The organism is Bradyrhizobium neotropicale (genome assembly GCF_001641695.1).
In the GTDB taxonomy this organism is placed as follows: domain Bacteria; phylum Pseudomonadota; class Alphaproteobacteria; order Rhizobiales; family Xanthobacteraceae; genus Bradyrhizobium; species Bradyrhizobium neotropicale.
Genome location: NZ_LSEF01000049.1, coordinates 1 through 17,096, shown reverse-complemented (window position 1 = coordinate 17,096; position 17,096 = coordinate 1). Strand labels below are relative to the sequence as shown.

Below are 17,096 nucleotides of genomic sequence, written 5' to 3'. Positions count from 1 at the left end.
TAACACCGCGGCGGCTCGCCGCTCGCCGTGGCCGTCTGCTGTCAGGTACAAGGACATGAACAACATGCAGACCGGCTCCACGCTACACGACGACCGGACTGGCGTTTCCGCGCTCGGCGGATTGGGCGCGCAGGCGCACGGCGCATCCGGCAGGCTGCTTTCGGAGATCTGGATGCAGGACGGCGCAAAGCGGGTCGAACAGGCGCTGGCGCGTCTTCTCTGCGCCGAAGACGACGGTGAGACCGAGCTGATGGCGGCGATGCGCTACGCCACCTTGCACGGCGGGAAGCGCACCCGCGCCTTGCTCTGTCTGGCTGCCGGCGCACTGGCCGACACGCCGGCGCACATGCTCGACGACGTCGGCGCCGCCATCGAGATGATGCACGCCTGTACCCTGGTCCACGACGACCTGCCCGCGATGGACGACGACGTGCTTCGCCGCGGCCTTCCGACCGTGCATGTCAAGTTCGGCGAAGCCACTGCGATCCTGGTCGGCGATGCGCTGCAGGCGCACGCCTTCCTGACCTTGGCGAGCCTGGATGCGCCGGGCGACAACCGTATCGCGCTCGTGCGCGAACTGGCGCAGGCGGTGTCCGCCGAGGGTGCCGCAGGCGGGCAGGCCATGGATCTGTCGCTGGTTGGAAAGTACGTCGAGCTGGACAGGATCGTGGCGATGCACCGGATGAAGAGCGGAGCGCTAGTGCGCGCGTCCGTTCGCATGGGCGCGCTATGCGCCATCGCGGACGATGCCGCGCAGGCTGCGCTGTACTGTGCGCTCGATCGCTACAGCGCCTGTTTCGGCCTGGCGTTGCAGGTGGTCGACGACATTCTCGACGCGACAGCGGATACCGCGACGCTGGGCAAGACCCCCGGCAAGGACGCGGCAGCGCAGAAGCCGACCTGCGCGTCGATCATGGGGCTGCAGGCAGCGCGCCAGTTCGCGCTGGATCTGTTGCGCGACGCCGGGGAGGCCCTCGCCCCGCTGGGGCCGCGTGCGGAACGGTTGGCGCAGATCCTGCAGCGGGCCAACGCGTATCTGTTCAAGCACGCGCCATGCGCATGAGCGCCCGTCCGCATGGAGTCGCCCCTGTGCCGCTGCGATCGGGCGGCGGCAGCGGTGCATGCTGCACTGTGTCCGAGTCCGCGGCGCCGATCGCAGCGGTTGCCCAGCACGGTCGCGGCGCACGCGGCGCGCAAGCCTATGCGGCGGACCGGCGCCAGCATCGGGGCGCGTCGCCGCGCCGGAGCAGGGCGGCCGTCCGGCGCTGCCCATGCGCCGGGCCGCGACGGGCCTGCGGCGACGTGCGCGGCGTCTGCCCGATCCGGTTCTCGTCAACCGTCTGCAGAAGGAACATCCCGCGTGAACGCGCTGTCCGAACAGATCCTCTCCGAATTGCGCCACCTGCTGAGTGAGATGAGCGATGGCGGCAGCGTCGGTCCGTCCGTCTACGACACGGCGCGAGCTCTGCAGTTCCACGGCAACGTCACCGGTCGGCAGGACGCATACGCGTGGCTCATCGCGCAGCAACAGGCCGATGGCGGATGGGGAAGCGCGGACTTCCCGCTGTTCCGCCATCCGCCCACGTGGGCGGCGTTGCTGGCATTGGAGCGTGCCGATCCTCTTCCCGGCGCTGCCGACGCAGTCCAGGCTGCAACCCGGTTCCTCCAGCGCCAGCCCGATCCCTACGCGCAGGCGGTGCCGGAAGACGCGCCGATCGGCGCGGAGCTGATCCTGCCGCAGTTTTGCGGCGAGGCCGCATCCTTGCTGGGCGGCGTGGCGTTTCCGCGCCACCCGACACTGTTGCCGTTGCGGCAAGCGTGCCTGGTCAAGCTGGGGGCGGTGGCGACGTTGCCGAGCGGCCATCCGTTGCTGCACTCCTGGGAAGCCTGGGGGACGTCGCCGACCACCGCATGCCCGGATGACGACGGCAGCATCGGCATCAGTCCGGCGGCCACCGCCGCGTGGCGTGCGCACGCCGTGACACAGGGGAGCACGCCGCAGGTCGGGCGCGCCGACGCGTATCTGCAGGCGGCATCGCGGGCGACGCGCAGCGGCATCGAAGGTGTCGTTCCCAACGTCTGGCCGATCAATGTGTTCGAGCCATGCTGGTCGCTGTACACCCTGCATCTGGCCGGGCTGTTCGCGCATCCCGCGCTCGCCGAGGCGGTGCGCGTGATCGTCGCGCAGCTCGACGCCCGCCTGGGCGTGCGCGGTCTGGGCCCAGCCTTGCACTTCGCGGCCGATGCGGACGACACCGCCGTTGCGTTGTGCATCCTGCGCCTTGCAGGCCGCGACCCGGCGGTCGATGCGTTGCGCCATTTCGAAATCGGCGAGCTGTTCGTCACCTTCCCCGGCGAGCGCAATGCCTCGGTGTCGACCAACATCCATGCCCTGCACGCGTTGCGACTGTTGGGAAAGCCTGCCGCCGGCACCAGCGCCTACGTCGAGGCCAAGCGCAACCCGCACGGTCTATGGGACAACGAAAAATGGCACGTTTCGTGGCTGTATCCCACCGCGCATGCGGTCGCTGCGCTGGCGCAAGGCAAGCCCCAGTGGCGCGACGAGCGCGCGCTGGCGGCGTTGCTGCAGGCGCAGCGCGACGACGGCGGCTGGGGTGCCGGTTGCGCGTCCACATTCGAGGAAACTGCCTATGCGCTGTTCGCGTTGCACGTGATGGACGGCAGCGAAGAGCCGACAGGGCGCCGGCGCATCGCGCAGGCGGTGGCGCATGCGCTGGAGTGGATGCTCGCCCGCCATGCGGCGCATGCATTGCCGCAGACGCCGCTGTGGATCGGCAAGGAACTGTATTGCCCCACCCGGGTCGTGCGCGTGACCGAACTCGCCGGGTTGTGGCTGGCGCTTCGTTGGGGGCGGCGCGTCCTGGCCGAGGGAGCAGGAGCGGCGCCATGATCCAGACTGAACGCGCGCTGCAGCAGGTGCTGGAGTGGGGGCGTTCCCTGACCGGGTTCGCCGACGAGCATGCCGTGGAAGCGGTCAGGGGCGGCCAGTACATCCTGCAGCGCATCCACCCGAGCCTGCGCGACACCAGCGCCCGCACCGGCCGCGATCCGCAGGACGAAACGCTGATCGTGGCGTTCTATCGCGAACTGGCGCTGCTGTTCTGGCTCGACGATTGCAACGACCTTGGCCTGATCGCGCCGGAGCAGCTCGCCGCGGTGGAGCAGGCGCTGGGGCAGGGCGTGCCGTGCGCGCTCCCCGGATTCGAGGGCTGCGCTGTGCTGCGCGCTTCGCTGGCCGCGCTCGCCTACGATCGTCGCGACTATGCTCAGCTTCTCGACGATACCCGGTGCTACTGCGCGGCGCTGCGCGCCGGACACGCGCAGGCGGCAGGGGCGGAACGCTGGTCCTACGCCGAGTACCTGCACAACGGCATCGATTCGATCGCCTACGCGAACGTGTTCTGTTGCCTGTCGTTGCTGTGGGGGCTGGACATGGCGACCTTGCGCGCGCGTCCGGCGTTTCGCCGGGTCCTGCGGCTCATCTCCGCGATAGGGCGCCTGCAGAACGATCTGCATGGACTCGACAAGGACAGGTCGGCCGGCGAGGCCGACAACGCGGCGATCCTGCTGCTGCAGCGCTATCCGGCTATGCCTGTGGTGGAGTTCCTCAACGACGAGCTGGCCGGCCATACGCGCATGCTGCACCGGGTGATGGCGGAAGAACGCTTTCCCGCGCCGTGGGGACCGTTGATCGAGGCCATGGCGGCCATCCGCGCGCAGTACTACCAGACTTCGACCAGCCGCTACCGCAGCGACGCTGCGGGGGGAGGCCAGCGTGCGCCGGCCTGAACGCGCGGGAGGCGGCGGCGTGCGCGCGCTGCCGTCGGTCCGATCCGACGCAACGCCGTCGCCCGATGCGACGGATGGAGCGAGCATGAGCGACACCGCCCTAAGCCGGCGCAAGGACGACCGTCTGGACATCGTGCTGGATCGGCGAACGGCGCCAGCCACGGTCGCCGCAGCTGGGAGTACATAACGCCGCCGCGGTGAGGCAGAACCGGCCCGACGCGCATCCCTTCGCGAATATTGTCTCGGGGTCGTACAACACGACGAGAACCAGAAACCGAGGGTCATGCGTAAGACGTCGCTTACGTGGATCGCGCTGTCATTTCGGAAGGACGATGGAGCCGAAGTGGCGGACGAGACGTCGTCGAGTGCGACAGCGCGACGGATTACTCCGACTCCTGCAGCGGATCGTCGACGAGGTCGGTGCGACGGCGATGCGCGAGCTCCTGCGTGCAAGGGCCGAAGCCGCCCGCCGCGAGGGAGAGGTGCGCCAGAAGAGGGAGGAACTGAGTCGGCGCGCGAAGTCGGAGACAATCGATCGTGCGGTCTTGAGCGACGAAGCGGAAGCGCTGCGGAACGAATTGAAGGCAGCGAACATCCAGGCGGCACCGCTGTGCGATCTCATCGACGTGCGCGAGGGATTGGAGGAGTGGCGCAATGCGGTCGAGGCCGTCCGCAACGCGCGCGAGGCGATGATCCTGATGGAGGGCGGCCGCTATCTGGACGCGGTACGCGTGCAACGAAGACCGCCTTTATTGCGACGATCGGCTGACCTATGCGCGCCCACAGGTCATCGCTCCATTGACTTGAAGGCAGAGGAAAGCCTCCTACATCTGCGCAGCACGCTTATGATAGGAGGTCGCCTTGACCCACATTTTGAGCCTGCCGGAAACACCCTATCGCAGGGGATAACCACAGCTTCCCGGTCACCGGATGCGCGGCGGCAAGAAGCGATTTGATGTGGGAGTCAAGTTTATCATGGGCAGCGAGTCTTAGGTCAGTTTCGTACCCTCTTACCATCTCGGCGAGGGTCACCTCGGCATCTGTATCGGTTCGTAGGTCTTTCCCGTAAGGGGCAAACTATCAGCGCCGATCAGCGCGCATTGATGCGGCGAGAAATGCGATGCTCGCGCGCGATCATTTCGCAGCGACATCCTTTGATTTTAGCTTCTCGCCTATGGAGAGCGATTTTCCCAACACGTCGGCCACGTTGCGCAGCGCCGTCAAACGATCCGGAAGCTGCTCGTTCATAATCCGCTGCAACGGCCCCGTCATTCCCAGAGCATAAAACACGCGGCGGTCGGACAGGAAAATCGGAACCGCAATTGCGGCCAGGCCCTCGTCGATTTCGCCGATGCACGTCGCATGGCCTCGGCTCCTGACCGTGGCGAGCTCCTGTTCGATCCACTTCCGGTCATTGCGTGTGTTGGCCGTGAGGAGGGGCAGGTCGCCCGACGTCGCTTCGGCCAATACGGCCTTGCTTTGATAAGCGATGATCGCCTTGGCCGTTGCGGCTGCGTGCACCGGCATCTCGATTCCGGGCTGCACGTAGCTTCGCCAGCGCACGTCCGGTGAGATGGAAATCGCAACGACAACGCGCGCGCCGATGAGGCGTGTCAAATAGCAGGTCTCGGAGGTGGCGTCCGTGAGCTCCTGTAAATGTGCCCGCGCCAGTGCGGCGATCCATCCGTCGTCAGCGGTTGCATGCAAGAGGCGCAGCAAGCGGTCGCCCAACTGATAGGCCCGGCCACCGACACTGTCCTTCGCAAGTCCCGCTCGCACCAGACCCTTGAGCAGGCGGTGTGCAGATGTCTTCGGAAGATCAAGCAGCGAGGAAACGTTTGCCAAAGTCAGAACCCCAGGGAAGGTCGCCACGAGCTCCAGAACCTGCATGTATCGGTCGAGCGGGCCCACTGCTTCATCGAATTTTGCCACTCTAATCCTCCTCGCGTGAAAACTTTATCCATGCACGCGCCTCTCCCGCCGCTTGACTCGGCGAGCCCGAGCAAACTAGTTTTACGCAATACCGGAATAATGTTCCGGAAAACGGAACGAAAGTCAATAGCGATTGCTGGGAGCAGCCGCCGTGGTGCTGCCCCTCGGGGAAGCGTCACGAGGCACATCATGAAGATGACGAGGCAGGAGTTTCTGAAAGCGTTACTTGCGGCAACCGCGATGCCGTGGGTGGCAGCCGCACGCGCCGAGCAGGGAAGTCCGATCATCGTGGGCGCCACGGTGCCGATGACCGGACCGCTGTCGCTCACCGGCAAGCAGTATCACAACTCCCTGATGATGGCCGAAGAGGACATCAACAAGGCCGGCGGAATTAACGGGCGCAGCCTCAAGATCGTTTTCGAGGACACGCAGGCCTCCAACAGCACGGCGGTGAATGCGTTCGTCAAGCTCGCACAGGAAACCAAGCCGTCGCTGTTCTTCCTGTCGAGCTATTCAACACAGAATCTGGCGGTGGCGCCGGAGCTGAAGAAGGTGCAGGTGCCGGCCTTCTATGCTGGTGGGGCAGATGTCGTGGCCGAAGGTGGCGACGAATGGATGTTCCGCGTGCGGCCGGCCGACAGCGTCTCGGCCGAAGGCATGGTGCAGTGTGCGCTCAATGTGCTGAAGGCCAAAAAACCCGGCATTCTCTACATCCAGAACGACTTTGGCCAAGGCGGCGCCCAGACTGCTGCCGAGCGTTTCGAGGCCGCCGGCGTGAGCGTGGTGGGCACGGGCGCCTATGGTCAGAACGACAAGGATTTTTCGGCGCAACTGCTCGGTCTACGCGGCAAAGGCATCGACGTCCTTCTCATCTTCAACTACCCGCAGGACGGTGCGCTCGTGCTTCGTCAGGCGAAGATGCTCGGCCTCAAGATGCCGCTGGTCACATCTTCGGCAGCATTGGTGCCGGCGGCACTACAACTCCTGTCGGCAGCCGATCTCGACGGTGTCTGGGGCGTTGTCGACACCTTCATCGATCCATCGGTTGGCGGGCGCATGCAGGATTTCGTCGAGCGCTTCAAAGCGAAATTCGGCACCGACCCGGATCCCTACGGGCTCGCCTATTACGATGGTGCGATGTTGGCAGCTGAGGGCCTGCGCAAGGTCGGTACCGATCCCAAAGCACTACGGGACTGGTTCGCAGCCGTGAAAGGCTGGCAGGGCATCGGTCATTTCTATTCCTACGATGCCAAGGGCAACGGCGTCTTCGATCTGGCTGTGGTGAAGTCCAAAGTCGGGACCAAATCGCTGGAGTTGGTTCAGGCCATCAAGCTGAACTGACCCGCCGACTGGCGACGCTCGCGTTCCGCGCTCGGACCATCCAGCGATGCAGGATCTCTGCCCCAAAATGGCTGGGCGCTGACAGACCGGCCTGCAAGAAGATCAGGACGACATGACGGATCTCATCCAACTGCTCATCAACGGACTGGCTATCGGCAGCGTCTATGCGCTCGCCGCGATCGGCTTCGTTATCGTCTACTCCGCGACAGGCGTGGTGAATTTCGCTGCCGGGCAGTTCGTGATGTTCGGCACTTTCGCAGGCGTCGCCATGCTACTCAATGCACAATTGCCCTGGCCAGTGGGCTACGGCGCTGCCCTGCTTGCGATGGCACTGTTCGGAGTTCTGTTTTTTGCGGTGCTATACCTGCCGCTGCGCACCAGTCCGGTGGTGACAATCATCATTGGTACGGTCGCGATCGGCATTACCATGCAGAACGCGGCGCTGCTAGCGTTCGGCTCTTGGCCGTTCCGACTGCCGTCGCCGGTAGAAGGAGTGAATTTCATAATTGCAGGCGCAACGATTTCTGCCCATGCGGTCGCTGTGGTGATTGTCACGGCTTTGATGGTTGCGCTGCTGTGGCTCCTGTTCTTCCGCACCTCACTCGGCATCGGGATGCGCACCGTGGCGCAGGATATCAAAGCTGCCCGGCTGATGGGCCTTAAGGTCAATCGTCTGCTTGCGCTATCTTGGATCCTCGCTGCACTGCTCGCAGGCGTCGCCGGCTTGATGCTCGGACCGATGTGGTTCGCAGACACCAGCATGGGGGATCCCATCGCGCTCAAGGCGTTCGCAGCCACAATCATTGGCGGCTTCGGGGGCTATTGTCGGCGGCCTGTTCGTTGGCCTCAGCGAAGTTCTGGGCGCATCCTACATCTCCTCCGCTTACAAGGACCTGATCTCCTTCGGAATCATGATCTTGTTCCTGCTGGTGCGCCCGCAGGGTGTGTTCGGCGAACGCATTCAGGACCGGGGCTGATCGATGTCGATACGCTTTCCGCTCCTGCTCGGCGCCTTCATTTTGATCGCAGGTCTCGGCCTGTCGATGATGTTGGCCGACTACCACCTTCGGCTGCTCAATCTTGCCGTGATTTCGGCAATCGCCGTCATCGGGCTTAACTTTGCCTTCGGTTATGCCGGGTTGATCTCGCTCGGTCATGCGGCTTTCGTCGGGGCGGGCGCCTACGGCGTTGCGCTGCTGACCACGCTGTTGGCGTGGTCACCATGGCTAGCGCTGCCCGCCGCGGTTGCCGGCACGGCGCTCTTAGCCATGTTGATCGGCGTTCCGCTCCTGCGGCTGAAAGGCCACTATCTCGCGCTGGCAACGCTCGGGTTCAACGTCTGCTTCTCCATTGTCGCCGCCAACTGGATCGAGGTGACCGGTGGTACCAACGGCATCTCTCGCATTCCCGAGCTGCAAATTGCCGGCCACGCACTGGGCAATGAGCGCAGCTACCTGTGGTTCGCTCTGGTGGTGTTGGCGGCTTCCGCCACTGTGGCCGCGCTCATTCATGCCTCACGCCATGGGCGGGCGATGATCGCGGTACGCGATGACGAGACGGCCTCGTCCATGACGGGCATCGACGTCCCCAGGGCCAAGCTCGCCGCCTTCCTCCTTTCGTCAGTCTATGCGGCCGTGGCCGGAGGCCTGTTCGCCTGCCACATGCGCTTCATTTCGCCTGAAGATTTCAATTATGCGCACTCCATCGCTTACCTCGCGATGCTGGTGGTCGGCGGCGAAGGATCGATCGTGGGCGCCATTCTGGGCGCGCTGTTCGTGACTTTTCTACCGGAATGGCTGCGCTTCCTCGGCTCCGCCTATCTCGCGTTCTTTGGTCTTTTTGTCCTTGCCATTCTCATCTTCTTACCTTCAGGCCTTGCTGGGATTCGCCGGCCGGCCAGCTTCAGCCGCGACGGGCGTATAAAGACGTTGGCGTTGGTCGGTGCCTCAAGGGAGGCGCGCCAATGAGCCTGCTGCAGGCCACAGAAGTCGCCAAGCGCTACGGCGGGCTTGCCGCACTCTCGGACGTCGACCTGTCGGTCGGGGAGGGCGAATTCGTCGCTGTCATCGGCCCAAACGGCGCCGGCAAATCGACGCTGCTCAACGTCCTTACCGGACTTGTTTTGCCTGATGGGGGCAGAGTGTTGCTCGACGGATGGGACATGACGCGCGCCGCTACGCACAAGCGGGTTCGCGGCGGCCTCGGGCGCACCTTTCAGCACGGCCGTCCGTTCGCGAGATTGAGCGTGCTCGAAAACGTCATGACCGGCGCGGCCATCCAAAGTGGCCGCAGCGAGTTGGACCTGCGCGAGCGGGCCATGGCAGTGCTCGATCAGATGGGGCTTGCGGCGGACGCGCAAGCACCGATCGAATCCCTATCCTATGGTCACCGGCGCATGGTCGAGATGTGCCGGGCGCTCGCCTGCGAGCCCCGCGTGCTGCTGCTCGACGAGCCTGCCGCCGGACTCAATTCCGCCGAGGTTGATCAGCTGGTCGACCGGCTCACGGAATTGAGGGGTAAGCACCGGATCGCCATCGTTCTGATCGAACACAACATGGGGATGGTGATGCGCCTAGCGGAGCGGATCATGGTGCTGAACTTCGGCTGCAAGATCGCCGAGGGCACGCCATCTGAGATCCAGAGCGATCCCGCAGTGCTGTCGGCCTATCTCGGCGAAGGTTATCGTCATGCTGGCGTGTAACGATCTGACGGTCGCCTATGGCGACATCGTCGCGCTGCAGGGCGTGACGCTGGAGGTGGGCCGGGGCGAGACGGTCGCCCTTATTGGTGCCAACGGAGCTGGCAAGACCACGCTGCTGCACGCGATCTCGGGCCTGAATCCGGTCAGGTCGGGCGACATCGTATTCGAAGGCACGTCGGTGGCGCGGCTCGCCAGCGACCGCCGCGTCGAGCTCGGCATCTCCCAGGCGCCCGAAGGACGGCGGATCTTTCCCGGCCTGACTGTGGAGGAGAACCTCACGCTTGCCACGGTGAATTGGCGGCGCTGGCGCCAGCCGATTGCCGACGATCTCGCACGGGCGTTCGACCTTTTTCCACGCCTGAAGGAGCGTCGCCGGCAGCTCGGCTGGTCTCTGTCTGGAGGTGAGCAGCAGATGCTGGCAATCGGGCGGGCGCTGATGGCCCGGCCGCGTTTGCTCCTGCTCGACGAGCCTTCGCTTGGGCTCGCACCTCGTTTGGCAGAAGAGGTCTACGAACGCGTCAGACAGATCGCTGACAGTGGGCTCACGATTTTGGTCGTGGAGCAGAATACGGTCCTGGCATTGTCGGTGGCAGACCGAGCTTATGTGCTGGAAACGGGCCGCATCGCTCTTCAGGGTACCGCCGATGACCTCAAGCAGAACACGCGGGTCCGCGAAGCTTATCTCGGACGCTAATCTTTCGGACGAGGAAACAAGAAGATGTATCCTGACATGACTTCAAAGTCGAAAGCACTCTATGATCGCGCTCTGACAAGCCTACCGGGCGGCAACACCCGCACCACGGTGTTCATGAAGCCTTATCCGATCTACGCCGCGCGTGGAGCGGGGTGCCGGGTTTGGGATGTTGACGGCAATGAACTGATCGATTGCATCAACAATTTCACCTCGCTGATTCATGGTCACGCCCATCCGGCGCTGATCCAGTCGGCGACGCGGCAGTTCGCGCTCGGTTCTGCCTTCGGAATGCCGACGGAGTCAGAGATCGACCTTGCCGAGCTACTTGCCGCGCGGCTGCCGTCAGTCGGCCAGGTCCGGTTTGCCAACTCCGGCACGGAAGCCGTGATGATGGCGCTGAAAGCGGCGCGTGCGTTTACTGGGCGCCCGAAGATCGCCAAGTGCGAGGGCGCCTACCACGGTTCCTACGATTATGCCGAGGTCAGTCTCGATCCGAAGCCGGCAGACTGGGGCAGCAACGCGCCAGTCTCAGTTGCCTATGCCAAAGGTACACCGGACAAGGTGCTGGCCGACGTCGTAACGATTCCCTTCAACGATATCGATGGCGCCGTCAGCCTGATCCGGGAGCATGGTCGCGATCTCGCCTGTGTGCTGGTCGATCCGATGCCGAACCGCGCAGGCCTCATACCCGCCGACAAGGCCTATCTCGAAGCGCTGCGTCAAGCGACGCGCGAGGTCGGTGCGCTGCTGGTCTTCGATGAGGTGATATCCTTCCGTCTCGGCTATCACGGCGCCCAGGGAATATGGGACATTGATCCTGATCTCACCACGCTTGGCAAGATCATCGGCGGCGGGTTTCCGGTCGGCGCAATCGCCGGCAAGAAGGAGGTCATGGCCGTCTTCGATCCGCGCCATGGCAAGCCGGCGTTACCTCATGGCGGTACGTTCTCGGCCAACCCGATCACGATGCGGGCCGGGCTGGCAGCTATGGAGCTCTTGGATCAGAGCGCATTCGCACGGCTGGATGCGATCGGCGAGGCGGTACGAAAGGGCATCAACGACGCATTCCGTCGCCATGGCGTACCGGGCAGCGCGGTCGGTCTTGGATCGCTCTTGAAATTGCACTTCGCCGAGCGCCCGATCCGCGACTATCGCTCGGCGTACATGACCGAAGGCGAGACCAAACGACAAGGTGTGTTCAATCTCGCGTTTCTCAACCGCGGCATTCTCGCCGCCGGCTACGGGTTGATGGCGCTGTCGCTGCCGATGACGGACGCAGATATCGAGAGCATCGTCCGCGCGGCCTCGGATGCTCTGGCGCAGGTTGCGTCACAAACCTGACGCGCCCATGAGTCTTGAAGTTGGTAAGTCTCGCGTGGGGCCATTAGGGTCATCACGCCGCGAAACACTATTTGTCTGAAACAGGTGCGAGAATGGCCCACAAGGTTGATCCCATTACGCGGTCCGTCGTTCAGCATCGGTTGACCTCGATCGTTGCGGAAATGGGCGAGGCGATGCTTCGCACATCCTATTCCCAAATCCTCAACTCGAGCCGAGACTTCTCGTTAGCGATCTGCGACGTCCAGTCCCGCCTGATCGCCCAGGCCGACCACATTCCGGTCCATGTCGGCGCGCTGCCCTGGGCGACGCGGGCGGTGGAGGAGCGCTTCAAGGGTGTCGCGCCCGGCGACGTCATCCTGATGAATGATCCCTATCACGGCGGCAGCCATTTGCCCGACCTGACCGCATTCGTGCCGGTCTTTGACGGCGGCCGACGGCTGTTCTGGAGTATCGTACGCGCGCACCAGAGCGATATCGGCGGCGCAACGCATGGCGCCTACAACCCCGCCGCTACCGAAATCTGGCAGGAGGGGCTGCGCATCCCCCCAATCAAGCTCTACGAGGCTGGCCGGCTGCGCGAGGACATTCTAGACATGTTGGCACTGAATGTGCGCAACGCTCACGATTTCCGCGGTGATCTTGCCGCCATGATTGGAGCGGCGCACATGGGCGAGCGGCGGATGGGGCGGCTGTTCGCCGAATTTGGCGCGCCAGTGGTCGGAGCCGCGATCGAATCCATCCTCGATGCCGCCGAACAGCAGACGCGCGCGGTGGTCTCGACCTGGAAGGATGGCGTGTTCTACGGTGAAGCCTTCCTTGATGACGACGGTCACGGCCGCAGCGACATCCGGATCGCGGCCAAGGTTACGAAGTCAGGCGACCAGATCGAGGTCGATCTGTCGGGGTCAGACCCGCAGAGCACGAGCTTTGTCAATTCGTCGCACGCCAACATGCATGCAGCAGTCGTGATGGCCTTTGCCTATCTGATCGACGCCGAAATTCCCAAGAACGCTGGCGCGCTGCGGCCGCTCACCGTCGTTGCCAAGCAGGGCACGATTGTATGGGCGGATCCCGGTCGGCCAGTGACGCTGTGTACCAGCCATCCATCCAACGAGATCGTGGAGGCGGTGGTCAAGGCGTTGTCAGGATCTTGTCCGGATCGAGCCATGGGTGGCTGGAGCCGACGCTTCCGCATCGCGGTGCAGGGCGAGGATCCTCGCGACGGGCGCGGCTTCATCTGGCATATGTTTCAGGCGCGCCCTGGCGGTGGCGCTTCTTCTCGCGGTGATGGCTGGTCGTCGATCGGCGAATGGCACACGGTCGGTGGCCTCAAGTTCGGCAGCATCGAGGTTGCGGAGGCGCGCTTCCCCCTTCACTTCCGTCATCATGAATATCGGCCCAATTCCGGCGGCGATGGTCAATTCCGAGGCGGTCTGGGCGTAAACCTCGATCTCGTCTTCGAAACCGAGAAGCCGGCGCTTGGCAACACCGCAGGTGATGGTGCCCGGCATGGCGCGTGCGGCATGCTGGGCGGCAAGGACGGGGCGCCGCATCACTACCGCCTGGTGTCGGCCGGTCGGCCGCCGCGCGTGCTGCGAACCAAAGAGGTCGGAATTGAAATCCACCCGGGAGATTGCCTCGAAGTGCGCTCCGCCGGTGGCGGAGGATGGGGCCCACCCGAGCGACGCACGCAGCAGGCCCGTCAGCGCGATGAGGAGCAGGGTCTCGTAACTCCAGACGCAACGACAGAAGTGGTTTAGTAAAGATGTTGACGATTGGCATTGATGTTGGCGGCACGTTCACCGATCTGGTCGCGATCGACGCGACCGGACGTACCGTGTTCGCGAAATCTCCTTCCACGCCGCAGGACCAGTCGATCGGCGTGATGAACGGGCTCAACGAGCTCGCGCAGCGCCTCGACATGCCGCGCGCCGATATGTTGGTGGCGACGCAGCGGCTGGTGCATGGCACCACGGTCGCGACGAACGCGCTGCTCGAACGCAAAGGCGCGAAAGTCGCGCTGCTGACCACGCAGGGACACCGTGACGTCATTGAGATGCGTGAGGGATTGAAGGGCAATCGGTACGATCTACGGACCCCGCCGCCGGAGCCGCTGGTGCCGCGCGAACTGCGCTTCGGCGTTCGCGAGCGGCTGCGGCCGAACGGCGACGTGCTCCTGCCGCTCGACGATGGTTCGCTCGGCGAGGCCATCGAGTTGATCCGCGCCTCTGGCGCCACTTCGGTCGCGATCTGCTTCCTGCATGCTTATCGTAATCCGTCCCATGAGATCGCGGCAGCAGAGCGGCTTGCACGCGAGCTGCCCGGAGTGAGTGTGTCGCGCTCCAGTGACGTGTTGCCACAGATCAAAGAGTACGAGCGCGTCTCCACCACGATTGTGAATGCCTATGTCGGTCCTGCCGTGCGGCACTATCTGACGCGGCTCGAGCGGCGCTTGGCCGAGGCGGGGTTCGCGGGGAGCTTGTTCATCATTCTCTCCCATGGCGGCATGGCGCCGGTCGAGGAGGCGGGGCGTCTCGCGGCGGCGACCGTGCTGTCGGGGCCTGCGGGCGGCATCTCCGGTTCCCGCCGCTGTGCGGAGCTGCTGGCGCTGCCGGATCTGGTGCCCTTCGACATGGGCGGAACGAGCACCGATATCTCCTTGATCGCGGACAGACGCGCGACGCTGTCGGCTGACGGCGGGTTGGCGGACCAGCGCATCGCGCTGCGCAGTCTGGACATCGCCAGCATCGCGGCGGGCGGGGGCTCTATCGCCAGTGTTGATGCCGGCGGCATCATTCGCGTCGGGCCCGAAAGTGCCGGCGCGATGCCGGGCCCAGCCTCTTATGGCAACGGCGGTACAGAGCCGACCGTGACCGATGCAAATATCTTGTTGGGTTATCTCGATGCGGCGGCATTCATGGGCGGACGGCGTCCACTCGATCGGGCCGCGGCGGAGGCGGCAATCGATCGCCTCGCAGCTACGCTCGGTGTGACACGCATCGAGGCCGCTGCCGGAATCTATCGACTGGTCAATCTCAAAATGGCCGACGGCATCCGGCTGATGACCTTGCGGCGTGGCGTCGATCCGCGGAAGTTCGCGCTCCTAAGCTTCGGTGGCGCCGCAGGTCTGCACGCTGCCGAGGTAGCGCGCGAGCTCGACATCAAGCGGATCATAGTGCCTACGGCCGCCTCGGTGCTGTCGGCCTGGGGTATGCTGACCAGCGACCTGCGTTACGAGGTGAGCCGCACTCATTTTGAGGCAGGCACCCGTACGACCGCCTCAGACATTCGCGAGATTTTCGCTGATCTGGAGGAGCAAGCTGCCAAGCGGTTGCGCAGCTGGTTTGATGGGCCGGTCGTGACCGAACGCTCCGCCGAAATGCGGTATGGAGAGCAGGTGTTCGAGGTCGACGTACCGCTCAGCGACGTCAACCTCACCGCGCCAGCGCTGGTCGCTGAGGTCGAAGAGCGCTTTCATCGTCGCCATGAGGAACTTTACACCTACGCCTCCCGCGATCAGGAAGTCGTGTTCGTCAATGCGCGGGTCGCTGCTGTTGGTGCGGTTCCTCGAAGTGAGGGAGTCAACACGCCGACGCCGGCGACCGAGCCAAGCGCGCCGCCTGCAAGCAAACGGCAGGCCTTCTTTGGCACTTGGTGTGAGGTTCCGGTCTACGCGCTGGAAAAATTGCGTCCAGGCCATGTGCTGGAGGGCCCAGCGATCATCGAGGCCGAGACGACGACGGTCGTCATCAACCGCGACGATCGTGCAATGGTCAATGCGTTGGGATGGCTCGATATTGAGCTCGGGATTTGCAAAGAGGACTAGCACTACTTTGGCAGAAGCTATTTGCGCCAGTGTTTTTCAAGGATTTGTTTTCGGCAGTATGGGCACCGCTGAGACGGCGGCCGAAGGATGAGATCGACGATGGCGTGACGTACGGCGGGCATGGTTGGCTGAGGCGGAGGTCCGTTGATTCTTTTTTTTCCGCCCCGCGTGTGCGAGGCGACGATGCTGCAGGAAGGCGTAGGCAATCATTGTCATCAGGGCGTGGCGATGAAGACCCTGCCATGATCGCCCCTCGAAGTGATCAAGTCCGAGCTCCTCCTTCAACTGCTGATGCGCCTGCTCACAAATCCATCTTGCCTTGATGGTGGCAGCTAGTGTGCGCAGATCCGTCGCCGCGGGGAGATTGGCAAGATAGTATTTCTTCTCCCCTGAGGCACGTTGCTCGCCAATGAGCCAAGCTTCGTCGCCCGGGAGATGCTGCTGACCCTTATCCCAAATCCGCTGAGGAGGGCCGTCGGCGGTGCGGACACGGAGAGCAGCAAATCGGGCTTTCAGCCGACCTTTCGTCCCGCTGCGCCAGCTCACGGCTTTCCATTTGGCGCTGGCCAGCATTTGTTCTGCCGCAATCGATAAGACATCGGGCACGTGGTGCTTTCGTGGTTTCCCGCGGACCTTGGTAATCGGCCAAACGAGCTTCACATCGACCGGATACACCTTCAGGTGCCGAGGGATGCCGACAGCCCAGGCCAGCCCGCGCTCTGTTAGCCCTTGTCGAAATGGTGCGCTAAGTCCGTATCCTGCATCCGCCAGCACACATCCAAAGCGCACGTTGGCTGCCGTCGCGCGGTCAATCTCGGCCAAGGCAATTTCCGGCTTGGACCGTGGCGTTCGGTGTTCGACTGGCACGCGAGCGCGCTTCAAACGAGACACGTCGCTTGTCCAACTGTCAGGCAGAAAGAGACGTAACGCGACCATCACTGGCACTTCGCCGCGCGCGAGCGTCAAAGACACCAGCGTTTGGCAATTTGCCGTTTTGCCGAGAGCCGATGCGTATTGAGCCGCAACACCAACCGAGCGTTCGCCCTTCTTCGGCAGTGAGGTGTCATCAATAACGAGCACCGCATCCCTGCCGCCGACAAGTCGGTCCGCCTGGTTGAGCAGCTCCGTCTCCAGCGGCGTCGCGTCCCAGACACCGTCCGCAATGAAATGGTGCAGCTGATCGTAGTTGCCCGAGGCAAGGCGCTCCGCCATCGGCTGAACGCTCTTGCGATCGCCAGGACCAATCAGTCCCGCAACATACAGAGGACACATCCGCTGCCGAGTCTTATGGCCCAGCCGGTCCAAGAACGGCATCAGCCAGCGTTCAAGTTCGTCTTCCCATCCCGCCATGGTCAGCCCTCCAAGAGCCGACCACCCATGAATCATTGAAAAATTGATTCGGGAATCCTATAAAGCACAGCAAAACCGACAATCTGCCAAAGTAGTGCTAG

14 protein-coding genes and 1 pseudogene are annotated in these 17,096 nt (G+C 63.8%); 13 read left to right on the top strand and 2 right to left on the bottom strand.

Features of this window, described 5'->3' with window-relative positions; genetic code table 11:
• Positions 1 to 64: 64 nt before the first annotated feature.
• The 5 genes and pseudogenes from AXW67_RS16435 to AXW67_RS16420 all read left to right on the top strand — a co-directional run bounded on the left by AXW67_RS16435 (position 65) and on the right by AXW67_RS16420 (position 4,766).
• Positions 65 to 1,063: a polyprenyl synthetase family protein gene (locus tag AXW67_RS16435; protein WP_063678758.1), complete on the top strand. Its 999-nt coding sequence runs from the start codon at positions 65 to 67 to the stop codon at positions 1,061 to 1,063.
• A 297-nt stretch (positions 1,064 to 1,360) separates the two neighbouring features.
• Positions 1,361 to 2,911 carry a hypothetical protein gene (locus AXW67_RS16430; RefSeq protein ID WP_063678715.1) on the top strand — a complete coding sequence of 517 codons (1,551 nt, stop codon included), beginning with the start codon at positions 1,361 to 1,363 and terminating at the stop codon, positions 2,909 to 2,911.
• Positions 2,908 to 3,810 carry a terpene synthase family protein gene (locus AXW67_RS16425; RefSeq protein WP_063678714.1) on the top strand — a complete coding sequence of 301 codons (903 nt, stop codon included), beginning with the start codon at positions 2,908 to 2,910 and terminating at the stop codon, positions 3,808 to 3,810. Before AXW67_RS16430 ends, AXW67_RS16425 begins: the two co-directional genes overlap by 4 nt.
• A 28-nt stretch (positions 3,811 to 3,838) precedes the next feature.
• Positions 3,839 to 3,996: pseudogene (locus AXW67_RS44085) on the top strand (type 2 isopentenyl-diphosphate Delta-isomerase); the annotation flags it as partial.
• A 179-nt stretch (positions 3,997 to 4,175) separates the two neighbouring features.
• Positions 4,176 to 4,766, top strand: a complete 591-nt coding sequence (locus AXW67_RS16420) for a hypothetical protein (RefSeq protein ID WP_063678713.1) — start codon at positions 4,176 to 4,178, stop codon at positions 4,764 to 4,766.
• A gap of 178 nt (positions 4,767 to 4,944) precedes the next feature.
• On the opposite strand, the gene AXW67_RS16415 is transcribed toward AXW67_RS16420, so the two are convergent.
• Positions 4,945 to 5,742, bottom strand: coding sequence for an IclR family transcriptional regulator (locus AXW67_RS16415; RefSeq protein ID WP_063678712.1), 798 nt, complete (start codon positions 5,740 to 5,742; stop codon positions 4,945 to 4,947).
• A gap of 189 nt (positions 5,743 to 5,931) precedes the next feature.
• Here AXW67_RS16415 and AXW67_RS16410 point away from each other — a divergent pair, with 189 nt between their 5' ends.
• The 8 genes from AXW67_RS16410 to AXW67_RS16375 all read left to right on the top strand — a co-directional run bounded on the left by AXW67_RS16410 (position 5,932) and on the right by AXW67_RS16375 (position 15,645).
• On the top strand, positions 5,932 to 7,083 hold the full coding sequence (locus AXW67_RS16410) for an ABC transporter substrate-binding protein (RefSeq protein WP_063678711.1): 1,152 nt from the start codon (positions 5,932 to 5,934) through the stop codon (positions 7,081 to 7,083).
• Positions 7,084 to 7,195: 112 nt separating this feature from the next.
• Positions 7,196 to 8,200, top strand: a complete 1,005-nt coding sequence (locus AXW67_RS16405) for a branched-chain amino acid ABC transporter permease (RefSeq protein ID WP_082907908.1) — start codon at positions 7,196 to 7,198, stop codon at positions 8,198 to 8,200.
• A complete protein-coding gene (locus tag AXW67_RS16400) occupies positions 8,127 to 9,050 on the top strand; it encodes a branched-chain amino acid ABC transporter permease (RefSeq protein WP_161491262.1) in 924 nt (307 codons plus the stop codon). The genes AXW67_RS16405 and AXW67_RS16400 overlap by 74 nt, the downstream gene beginning before the upstream one ends.
• Positions 9,047 to 9,784 (top strand): ABC transporter ATP-binding protein, encoded by a 738-nt coding sequence (locus tag AXW67_RS16395; protein ID WP_063678709.1) that lies wholly within the window; start codon positions 9,047 to 9,049, stop codon positions 9,782 to 9,784. Before AXW67_RS16400 ends, AXW67_RS16395 begins: the two co-directional genes overlap by 4 nt.
• Positions 9,771 to 10,478 carry an ABC transporter ATP-binding protein gene (locus tag AXW67_RS16390; protein ID WP_027554684.1) on the top strand — a complete coding sequence of 236 codons (708 nt, stop codon included), beginning with the start codon at positions 9,771 to 9,773 and terminating at the stop codon, positions 10,476 to 10,478. The genes AXW67_RS16395 and AXW67_RS16390 overlap by 14 nt, the downstream gene beginning before the upstream one ends.
• Positions 10,479 to 10,514: 36 nt before the next feature.
• A complete protein-coding gene (locus AXW67_RS16385) occupies positions 10,515 to 11,819 on the top strand; it encodes an aspartate aminotransferase family protein (RefSeq protein WP_245315579.1) in 1,305 nt (434 codons plus the stop codon).
• A 92-nt stretch (positions 11,820 to 11,911) separates the two neighbouring features.
• Positions 11,912 to 13,579, top strand: a complete 1,668-nt coding sequence (locus tag AXW67_RS16380; protein WP_063678707.1) for a hydantoinase B/oxoprolinase family protein — start codon at positions 11,912 to 11,914, stop codon at positions 13,577 to 13,579.
• A gap of 5 nt (positions 13,580 to 13,584) precedes the next feature.
• Positions 13,585 to 15,645, top strand: a complete 2,061-nt coding sequence (locus AXW67_RS16375) for a hydantoinase/oxoprolinase family protein (protein ID WP_063678706.1) — start codon at positions 13,585 to 13,587, stop codon at positions 15,643 to 15,645.
• 36 nt (positions 15,646 to 15,681) lie between these two features.
• Here AXW67_RS16375 and AXW67_RS16370 read toward each other — a convergent pair whose 3' ends face one another.
• Positions 15,682 to 17,031, bottom strand: coding sequence for an IS701 family transposase (locus tag AXW67_RS16370; RefSeq protein ID WP_063676182.1), 1,350 nt, complete (start codon positions 17,029 to 17,031; stop codon positions 15,682 to 15,684).
• Positions 17,032 to 17,096 lie beyond the last annotated feature (65 nt).